The 10176-nt window shown below is 56.7% G+C and carries 6 protein-coding genes; 4 read left to right on the forward strand and 2 right to left on the reverse strand.

Annotated elements, in window-relative coordinates; all coding sequences use genetic code 11:
- The coding region (locus RSSM_RS01970; protein ID WP_044300630.1) for a YfbK domain-containing protein at positions 1–581 on the forward strand (581 nt) is incomplete at its 5' end.
- Positions 582–748: 167 nt separating this feature from the next.
- Here the strand turns inward: RSSM_RS01970 and RSSM_RS01975 are convergent.
- On the reverse strand, positions 749–3079 hold the full coding sequence (locus RSSM_RS01975) for a hypothetical protein (protein ID WP_144059503.1): 2331 nt from the start codon (positions 3077–3079) through the stop codon (positions 749–751).
- A gap of 843 nt (positions 3080–3922) precedes the next feature.
- On the opposite strand from RSSM_RS01975, the gene RSSM_RS01980 reads away from it, so the two are divergent.
- The 3 genes from RSSM_RS01980 (at position 3923) to RSSM_RS01990 (ending at position 7927) form a co-directional block, all read left to right on the forward strand.
- Positions 3923–4468, forward strand: coding sequence for a DOMON domain-containing protein (locus RSSM_RS01980; RefSeq protein ID WP_044300633.1), 546 nt, complete (start codon positions 3923–3925; stop codon positions 4466–4468).
- Positions 4469–4924: 456 nt separating this feature from the next.
- On the forward strand, positions 4925–6994 hold the full coding sequence (locus RSSM_RS01985) for a S9 family peptidase (protein WP_044300635.1): 2070 nt from the start codon (positions 4925–4927) through the stop codon (positions 6992–6994).
- 96 nt (positions 6995–7090) lie between these two features.
- The gene (locus tag RSSM_RS01990; RefSeq protein ID WP_008673953.1) at positions 7091–7927 is read left to right on the forward strand and encodes a class I SAM-dependent methyltransferase; all 837 of its coding nucleotides are present in this window, start codon (positions 7091–7093) and stop codon (positions 7925–7927) included.
- Between the two features lie 73 nt (positions 7928–8000).
- Here RSSM_RS01990 and RSSM_RS01995 read toward each other — a convergent pair whose 3' ends face one another.
- Positions 8001–9950 carry an autotransporter outer membrane beta-barrel domain-containing protein gene (locus tag RSSM_RS01995; protein ID WP_236620885.1) on the reverse strand — a complete coding sequence of 650 codons (1950 nt, stop codon included), beginning with the start codon at positions 9948–9950 and terminating at the stop codon, positions 8001–8003.
- Positions 9951–10176: the final 226 nt, after the last annotated feature.

A 10176-nucleotide genomic window follows, 5' to 3' on the forward strand; every position in this document is an offset into this window, starting at 1 on the left:
AGTTCAACCCCGCGGCGGTTTCGTCCTACCGGTTGATCGGCTACGAAAACCGTTTGCTCGCTAAAGAGGATTTCAATGACGACACCAAAGACGCCGGTGAGATCGGGGCAGGGCACCGCGTGACGGCATTCTATGAAGTCGTGCCGGCGGGAAGGTTGCCTGATGCGGTGGCACCGGCGGTCGATCCGTTGAAGTATCAACCGGAAAAGAATCGGGCCGTCGACGAAACGCCTGAATCGGATACCGAGGCGACTCAAGATGCCGACGACGCGGGGGCTCCCGACGAAATGTTGACGTTGAAATTACGTTACAAACCACCGCAGGGGGACACGAGTCGTTTAATGACGCGGGTGCTCGAGGATTCGCAGACACCGTTCAGCGAATCGGATGAAGACTTTCGCTTTGCCGCTTCGGTTGCCGCATTCGGCATGTTGCTTCGAGGCAGTGAGTATTCGGGAGCGTGGACGTACGACGATGTTCTGCGTGCGGCGGAGGATGCGACCGGAGAAGACCCGCACGGGTTGCGAGGCGAGATGCTCGAGTTGGTGCAAACGGCCCGGCGTTTGACGGTGAGGGAATAGCTTCCCCGTGAGTCGATAACATCTTGAGTCGATCGCTCTCTCTGTCTAGCGAGGAGCAATCGATCCTGACGCATTGGTTCATTCACGATACGAAGAAAGCCGTGGTTCTACTAAAACCACGGCTTTCTTGCGTTTGGTTGGTGAGACCGGCAGTGACCGGATCGCAACTAGCGGATGATTGTTTCCTCGGAAACTTCGCTGGCGTTGGCGATTTCGATTTCGGCATCGTCGACTTGCTCGGCGGATTCGATGGCGTCTACCGATTCGTCAGCATCGGTCGGTTCGGTGACATCCGAGGCGTCGGCGAGTTCCACGAGGGCGGTTGGCTCTTCCTTCGGTTCGATGTCCGCGAGGATTTGAGCGATCGTGCGGTTCTGCCATTGGTTGATTGCCGCGACGATGGCCGAGAGCGACATCGCTTGCTGGAAACTCTCCGAGTCGTTCTGATCCGAGTCAACGGTTTCGTTTTCCCCTTGCTGTTCCGGTGAATCGCTCACCGCGATCTGCTCAAGCGTGTCCGTTTTCGGGGCCACTTCGGCGATTTCGACAACTTCGAGAGCGTCCGCAGCGTCACTTTCCTGAAGGTCTTCGGCGGTTTCGACACTGACGATCTCGGCAACCGCGACGTCGTCGGACGACGGGTGTTCGTTGTCCTCAACCGCAAGTGCTTCCTCGGGAGTCGCGTTGGGAACGTCGTCGGCAACAGGAGCGGGCACCTTTTCGCCGTTGATGTCCATCATCACGATCTCGTCTGCAGCGAGTGCGTCCGATGCGGGAGCGACCGATTCTTCGACCGCGAACGATTCCTCGGTGACCGCGTTGGGAGCTTCGTCCGCAACGGGGGCAGGAATCTTTTCACCGTCGACATCCATCATCACGATTTCCTGCGAATCGGAAGGGTCAGACGGTTCGGCGGCTGCAACTTCGGCAACCGCTTCGTCCGAGATTGGTTCGTCGGAGACAGCGGCGATGTCTTCCGCTGGAGCGTCCTTGGCATCGGTCGCGACCATTTCGACGACGGCTTCGGGCTCGGGAGCCGCGTTTGGTACTGCGTCGGGCACCGGTGCGGGGATCGTTTCGTTGGCAACGATCATCATCGGGACTTCTTCGGCGACGTTTGCTTCGGCTGGGATTGCGAAGTTGGCAAACCAGGTGCCGACCGATTCGCCGACCGCGGTCACGCTCACGTCAGTGGTGCGAACGTTTTCGGTCCAGATTGACGCGGTGTGAATCCATTCGTCGAGCAGGCAATCCGGCGAAACCGCGACAACTTCTTCGATGTCGTCGGCTGCTGCGTTGTTGTCGACCTGTGCTACTTCGATTTCAGCGGCGGTTCCGTCTTCCGTCTTGGCGACAGCGTCTTCCGTTTCGAGCTCTTCGGATTCGAATTCTTTGGCGATCTCTACCGTGTCCGCATCCTCGAGTGCGAGCGCGTCATCGGCTGGCAACGAAACATAGTTTTTTGGATGAATCGGTTGTACCGTCGTCAGGTCGAGGTATTCCATTTCGAGATCGCGTTTGGCGATGTCGTATGGCGAATAGGCTTCCTGGATCGTGACGATCACGGGAGCCGAGCCGACGAACTTGTCTTCGAGGTCGTTGGCCACGAGGGCGTCCGCGAGGTCCGTCGATTCTTCTTCGACAACGCTCTCGACGGTGTTTTCAACAATGTCCTCAGCAATATTCTCGACGGCGTTTTCGACAACATTCTCAACAATGCTCGTTTCGATTTCCGTCTGGACGATCTCGTTGAGGATTTCGTTGTCTGTCTCGTCGATCGTTTCGTCTTGCCACCATCGGTTCAACGCGACCGCTTCGGCGAGTTGTTGCGCGGACGGAACCGATTCGGTCAAAACAGACTGAACCGGTTCATCGGCGATCGGGTTGGCGGGTTTGGTGGTGACGGCGATTGCCGATTCTTCGACAGCGTCTACGGGAATCTCGGTGGTCGCTTCTGCATCGTTTGCCGGTTTCTCGGCCAGCGGTGTCGTTGCTAACGGTTTCGATGCGAGGGGGCCCACCATTGCGAAAGGTTCGAGGAATTGTTCCACCGAGATTCCCACCTTGGCCGCCGTTGCGGATACGGCGGCGGCGATCATTTCATTGAATTGGCTCGACGTGCGGTGTGCGGTTGGTGTCGAAAGTGTTTCATTGGCGATAACGACAGGAACGCTGTCGTGTGTTCCGACTGCCGCGACGATGTTGGATGCGTCGGCGTTGGGTTTGGTTTCAACCGATGCCGTGTCGGCCGGTGCGATCGGTTCGACGGCATCGGATGTGGTCGGTGTCGGATGAAACTCGTGAACGAGAATCGAAATCCCGCCGCGTTTGTCAAACGGCAGTTCGGCGGCAACCGAAGGTGATGACGTCGACCACAGGGAAGCACCGCCGATGAGGGCGGCGAGCAAGAGTCGTCGGATACGTCCGCGAGATTTAGGCGAACGCGACGATGGTTTGAATTTGGTACAAGAACGTTTGTAAGATAGCTGAGTTTTCATCTGAATAATCCTTTCGATGAACCTTTGGGCGTCAGCCGGTGTTGAGGCTTCTCTGTCGGAAATCTCATTGGAATGATGGGCGTCTGCGAACAAAGGTCAGCGGACAAATAATGGGTGTCCGCCATGGGTGGGAACGTTGAGGTGGGAAGCGGCAATTTCGGACAGGCAAGAAACGTTTCTGCGTGATCCGGATGATGATAAGGAACCGGATCGGTCGTCCACTTGCCTCCCTGCGTGATCGCTGCAGTGCACGTTATCGACGTCCATGACGGCTAGGAAAAAAAGATCAACGAGGGAAATCTCTCATTCTGTTGAAAACAATCGGTTTGTGCGGGTTAGGAAAGGATCTGGACAGCAGCTTGTGTATTGGGCGTGAAGATTGAAGAGATTGGTTTATTTTGGGGAGCAGTGGCGAAGGGTCTCTCACGGAGGCCCGGAGGCACCGAGGGTTGGGGGAGTGTGTGTTGGGCGTGATGTGGTGTTGGGTGGAGTTGTTCGGATGTTTTACTAGCGGCTCCTGCATTGGTCACGATCCACTGAACCCCGTGCCTTTGTGCCTCTGTGAGAGTTCCGACCGCATACGGCGGAGCTTTCACTTCTTTGTCGCCTGTTTTGCGAATGGTGCGTGGATTTGCTGGCCTATCAAAATCGATTAGAAGTCGACACAATTGGTTTTTGGACGACTGAACTAGATTTCCCGGCGGCAATTTGAGCGGCGATTTGAGCATGGCAAAGGATTCACAACTCGTTGACCCAACGATCCTGTTCCGATTCGAGGTGCGGTTGTTGCGGCATGAGTTGAAGTGGAGTACTCGTGGGCTCACGCTGCCCGAGGCGTGCCGATTGCCGTCCTTTGGTGCGTTGTCGGGTGGGCCGATCTTTGCCGATTTGCGAGTCGCATGGGCGCCTGAGGGAATTGGTTTCACGGTCAAGGTTGCCGGCAAGCGGGCGATGCCATGGTGCCGCGACACGAGGCTCGATGAAAGTGACGGTGTCCACCTTTGGTTTGACACCCGCAACAGTCCGAACATTCACCGAGCGACTCAGCACTGCCACCGCTTCCTATGGTTGCCCGCCGGAGGTGGCCCCCAACGGGAGCGACCGGTGGCTCGATTGGTACCGATCAACCGGGCTCGCGGGAATCCGAAACCGATCGCCGACAAAGTGCTGCAGATCCACGCCGCGCCGAAACATGATGGCTACGAGATGTCCGGTTTGATTCCGGCCGGCGCGATGACGGGGTTCGACCCGATCGATCAACCTCGGATGGGTTTCTACTACGCCGTGGCCGACCGCGAACTCGGGTACCAATCGTTGACCCTGAGCGACGCGTTTCCGGTCGCCGAGGACCCTTCGCTGTGGGGCGAGGCGGTGTTGATTTCGCCGTGATCGTGTCGACTAGGAAACCGATCGAATGATCGCGTTATGCGCAGCGGATTGCTGGTTCGAGCAACCGATCCTAGGCCGTTTTTATTCTCCGCGAAGTGGCCTGTTGGCGTGTGAAAATTCTTGAATTCTCCCGTGTGTCTTTGGAGGATGTCGTTCACGCTACACGCGTGTTTTGGTCACCTCGTGCCCATACTCTTGTATCGGTTCGATGATCGCCGCCGGGTTGCTTGGCGATTATTTTCGAGATGGCTAGAGTCTATCGAGTTACCGAGCGTGCGGTCATCGACTGTGCGAACCGGTGACTCCATCTCTCAGTTGTGATCACGCGACGTTCTCATGGTCGAGTGGGAACGCGATCGCAATCTGTCCGACCGAACGACCCCCGCCTCACAGGAAACGCAAATGCCGCGTGCACGATTCGCAGTTCTAGGTTCGTTAATCGTAGGACTATCGGTCATGGGGACGAATGTCTGCTATGCCGTCGGTCCGTTTCGCGTCGAAAACGCGAGCGGCTCCCAACCCACGGAGCAATTGTCGTGGTACCAGGAAGCTCAATCGCGTCTTCGAGACGTCTACGAACGACGCGTCTACCGGCCGACGCCTCTCAGCGCGACTTGGTTGCCTGACAGTTCCGGTTACCTCGTCAAACCGAGCGGGGAAAAATCGAGTGATCAGAAAGCGGTCGTCCATGATGTGCAAACGGACCAAACCCGTCCCGCGACCGATGGTGAACTGTTGCGGGCGAGCGACCGAAACGTTTCTCCTGACGGTGCCCAGGCGATCGAGAGTCGTCGTGGCGATTTGGTGATCGTTGATATCGAAAGTGACCAACGCACGACGCTCGTGAAACGGCCCAACGATCGCGACGTGCGTTATCGCGACGCGGCGTGGAGTCCGGACGGATCGAAGATCGTTTTTGTGGAATACGATTCGACAAACGTTCGCCAACGGCCGGTACTGCAAACCGACGACCCGTCGTACCCCAGCGTTCAACAACATCGCTTCGCACGCGTTGGTGAGAAAATCACGTCGCTGCGCGTGGGCGTGGTGAAGGCTTCCGCGGGTGACGAGCAAGCCGAACCCGAGGTGATTTGGTTGCCGATCGAAAAGCCCGAAGAGGGAATGTACTTCGGCGAAATTGGATGGGCGGGGAATTCGACCGAGGTGTTGGTTGAGAAGCTGAGCCGTTCGCGGGATGAACGTTGGTTCCTGCTCGTTGATCTCGATGGGGATGTCAAAACAATCTTTCACGAGAAGGACTACGCCTGGGCCGTCGGTAGTCAAGGAAAGAACATCGGCCTGACGTGGATTCGCGACTACACGCAGTTCATCGTCGTCAGCGAAAAAGACGGATGGCGTCACGCGTTCTTGTACTCGCGAGATGGCGAAGCGTTGTCAACGCTGATAGCGGGCGAGTATGACCTGATCGCCAAGGGGACTGTCGATGAGGAAAGTGGTTGGTACTACTTCTACGCGTCTCCGGAAAATGGAACTCAGACATATTTGTACCGTGTTCCTTTGGACGGCAGTGCCACGTTGCAGCGCGTTACTCCGAAAGGTCAGCCCGGGACGCACGAATACGTGTTTGCTCCGAACGCCAAGTGGGCGTTTCACACCTATTCGACTGTCGACATTCCGCCGACGATCGACTTGGTCTCATTGCCTGAGCACAAAAGCCTGCGTGTCTTGGAGGCGAACGAGCAACTTCACAAACGGGCAGCCGAGGTTGTCGCGCATCCGACGGAGTTCCTTCAATTGGACATCGGAAATGATGTGACGATGGACGCGTTGTTGATGAAGCCGAGAGACTTCGACGAGTCGAAGAAATACCCCGTCTTCGTGTACGTCTACGGAGAGCCCTATGCCCAGACGGTGTTGGATAAATGGGGAGCCGTTCAGAGTGACTTTCACCGCGTGGTCGCCGACCAGGGATACCTTGTCGTTTCCATCGACAACCGGGGAACGCCTGCACCAAAAGGAGCCGCGTGGCGACGGGCCAGCTACGGCAGTTTGGGACCGCTATCGACCGAGGAGCAAGAAGCCGGGTTGAAGGAACTCGGACGGATGAAGCCTTACGTGGACCTGTCCCGCGTCGGCATTTGGGGGTGGAGCGGCGGAGGGTCCAACACGCTCAACGCGATGTTCCGTAAACCTGATTCGTATCACGTCGGTATTGCGGTCGTCCCCAAACCGCAACCGCATCTTTACAACGCATGGTTCCAAGAGATTTACATGCGAACCCGTGAGGACAATCCGGAAGGATATCGAACGGCAGCGGCAATCAACTACGCCGAAGGTTTGAAGGGGGATCTGCTGATCATCACCGGGTCAGGAGAAACCAACACGCATATTCAAATTATCGAAGGCCTGGTCGATAAGTTGATCCGCCTCGGCAAACCGTTCGACTACATGGTCTATCCCAACCGAGACCACGGGTTGCGGGAAGGCGTCGGAACTCCGGTGCATGCTCGTATGTTGATCATCCGCTATCTACGTGATCATCTGCCGCCGGGCGGAGTAGAATGAGGTTGCCGTCGGTGCCCGTAATGCGGTTTGATTATCGGGCATGAATGTGACGGTCGCGTTCAGATGTGGTGCGGTTTGCTCAGGTCATAGAACGCGATGAAAACGAGTAGCAACGATGAGCCAATTTATGACTCATCGTTTGTGAGAAAGTTGTTCGACGAAATGTCGGCAACGTATGGGATCGTCAATCTGGTTTCCTCGTTCGGTTTTTGCGAACGATGGCGTCGCCAGTGTGTCGAACAGGTCGAGATACCTGCCGGGGCTGTTGTCGTGGACCTGATGGCCGGGATGGGCGAGCTGTACCCCCGCATCGTCAAACGGCTAGGGACGCAGCAAGCCGGGGATTGCCGGCGGAATGAGCGGGGCAGGGCAGAAGAGCAGGGCAGGGCAGCAATCCAGGGCGGGCCAGCAATGCTGCAGGGCAGGGTGGTGGCGATCGAGAATTCTTCCGAGATGTGTCGCTGTGCACGTGAGCTGCACCGGCGACGTCGCCAGGACGGCCCACTCACTACTGAGATGGAAATTCACGAAGTCGACGCGCTGCGCAGCGGTCTGCCGGACGGGTTTGCGGACGTGGTCGTTTCTTCGTTCGGATTGAAGACGTTGTCGAACGAGCAACTGTCTGTTCTGGCTCACGAAGTGCGTCGCATTCTCGCACCCCAAGGGCAGTTCTCCTTTCTGGAGATTTCCGTGCCCCAAAACCGCTGGCTGCGAACGCCGTACCTGTTCTATCTGACACGCATCATCCCCGTCATCGGTCGCCTCTTCATGGGCAATCCCGACAACTATCGGATGTTGAGTGTCTACACGACCGCATTCGAGGATTGCGAACGGGCGAAGCAAATTTTCGAACAGGCAGGACTAACGGCCCAACCCCGTTCGTACTTCTTCGGGTGCGCGACAGGTGTCGTCGGAGGGTGTGCCGAGACTTAGGACGGAGCAGGCGTGGTAGTTCGACGCTGGCACGCTCGCGGCAACGAAGCTGTGCGATTTCTCTGTCGTTGGACTACCAGTACCATTGTCCTCCAACCATGCCGCTTTGGAATGTCGATTGGGTATTGAGGTTGGCTTGATACGCGAGTGTGAATTGCCCACCAAGGATCACGCCCCAATCGAGTTGGGCACCGAGCGACAGCCAATCGCGTCCTGTGTCGGCACTCTGGATCGTCATCGCCTGCCCGCCGTCTTGAACGGTTGAGACGACCGTTTGGTAGTGATCCAAATACTCGTGTAGCCAACCCAAGCGTACTTGAGTGGTCGCGTTGCCCAGCCCGGTTAGGTTGCTGCCTGTGAGCGTTCCCCCGAGCATCGATCGCAAGGACTCTCCGTCAATGCTGCTGGTGTTGAGCAGGAAGTCGGAGTCACCTGTTTCCGAACCGCCGTCGAGATTCGCTTGCGCCGCTTGAACGGATGCAAACGATGACCATAGCCATCGAGTGGTTTCGAAGAATGTGCCGATCTCGACCGAAACGAACTGATCGTCACTGTCGAGTTCATTGTTTGCTGATGTTCCCGACTGGAGCGCGGACATGGACCGTGCGATCGAGTGTTGGTGGAAGCCAAAGCCGCCTGTGCCCAACGCGTAACAGACGTCACCGACGTATTGCACGGATCCACCCACACGATAGAAGTCGGATTCGCTGAGTTGGCTATCGTCGACAACAGTAGTGTCCGCTGACCCGAGTTGGACGAAGCCGTTGAAGCCGAGGCCGGCGGTTGAGAAGTATCCTGTTCCCAGTTCAACGCCTGCAATCTCGCGGCGATATCCCTCGGTAGGGCAATGGTCTTCGCCGGTATCGAGCGACATACCGAAAGCACGTACCCATGGCGAACAAGATCCGTCGGTGGTGACCTCCAATCGTTGCATCAGCACGCGATCTCGCAGGATGTGAACCCCGTTGTGGGCTTCATTGATTTGTGCGTCAACGAGTGACGGATACAAAGTGCCAGCTAGCTGTCGAGCGGCCGAACTGACTGCGAATGATGATTGAGTACGCAGGTCGTTGATCGCAGTTTGCTGGGTGCCAGAGCCTGCGGTTCGTAGGCGATCCATTTCCGCAGCGGCCTCCAATTGGTCGCATTCATTGAGAACGTCCGTGAAGCTCGCACCGTTGTCTTGAATCGTCAAACCCAGATCGTTCGCACCTACGTTGATGATTGCTTCTAAGAATGGGTTTGAAGGAAGCTGGAACTCTTCTGTTGCGTTTGTGAGCGTGCCCGATAACCCTCCGGTCGAGAGAAGCGTGAACGTATCGCCGATCGCGTATTCGGAGCCGATGAAATTGGGGGCGAGTGTTGCGCCATCCACTGTTGTCGTACCGGTCACTTCAACTTCGTCGCTCGAAGGAGTGGCGCCACCCTGAACATCCATTTGAATCGTTGAACTATCGGCGTCCAATTGGCCATCGATCACAATCTTGCCAATGTTGCCTGTTGTGGCGCTGCTTCCTGGGGCGATGGTCCCGCGGAGTTGAATGTCTCCGGTGATTTGTTCGCCATCGCCGATCAATGTCGATGCGGCACCGAAATCGAAATCAGTCGCGCTGCCTATCGCCGCGATGACGTTCAGTTCTCCTAGGTCGATCACACCTCCGGTAAAGGTCAACGGATCGAAACCGTTGCGGTCGATCGTTACCGCCGCAACGTTCGAATTGGTAAACGTCAGGTCGTCGGTGATTACCGGCAGGTCGGATGCCAAGGTGATCGTCGTTGAGCCGGTCAGGTTGAAGACGATACGGTCACCGGCAACGGCGGTGGTGAGTGCTTCACGAAGCGTTCCTTCACCGGAATCGTCGGTGCTAGTAACCTCGATGTCGGCGGCAAACGAATAGGTGCCAGTCGATGCAAGAACTCCCGCGAGTGCTATTTGCAATAAGCTTCGTTTGAGGCGACCATTTTGGTTGCGATTTCTCATGGTGAACGGACGTGTGCTCTTTCCACGCTGATGTCGTTTCATACCAATGATTCCAATTGTCGAGGTGAAACGTATCTTCGGTTTCATACCAATTTGAACGACACCCATCGTGCTCAATCTGAGCGAGCGATCCGTCCCATCGGCCTCGCATCCCGAATAATCGAAAAGAATTGCCTGTCTTGTCTAAAATCGACCCCCAAAACGTCGCATGTCCCGATCGAACGGTGCAGTGGTAGCGAAATTCGCCGAGAGTTTCGGCTGTGGTCGG

This window comes from Aporhodopirellula sallentina SM41 (assembly GCF_000346505.1).
Lineage (GTDB): Bacteria > Planctomycetota > Planctomycetia > Pirellulales > Pirellulaceae > Rhodopirellula > Rhodopirellula sallentina.

Bases quoted from the DNA above. Each gene is read 5' to 3' on its own strand.
- RSSM_RS01975 (WP_144059503.1), bottom strand. From the start codon at position 3,079: ATGAAAACTCAGCTATCTTACAAACGTTCTTGTACCAAATTCAAACCA.
- RSSM_RS01985 (WP_044300635.1), top strand. From the start codon at position 4,925: ATGGGGACGAATGTCTGCTATGCCGTCGGTCCGTTTCGCGTCGAAAAC.
- RSSM_RS01990 (WP_008673953.1), top strand. From the start codon at position 7,091: ATGAAAACGAGTAGCAACGATGAGCCAATTTATGACTCATCGTTTGTG.
- RSSM_RS01995 (WP_236620885.1), bottom strand. From the start codon at position 9,950: ATGAAACGACATCAGCGTGGAAAGAGCACACGTCCGTTCACCATGAGA.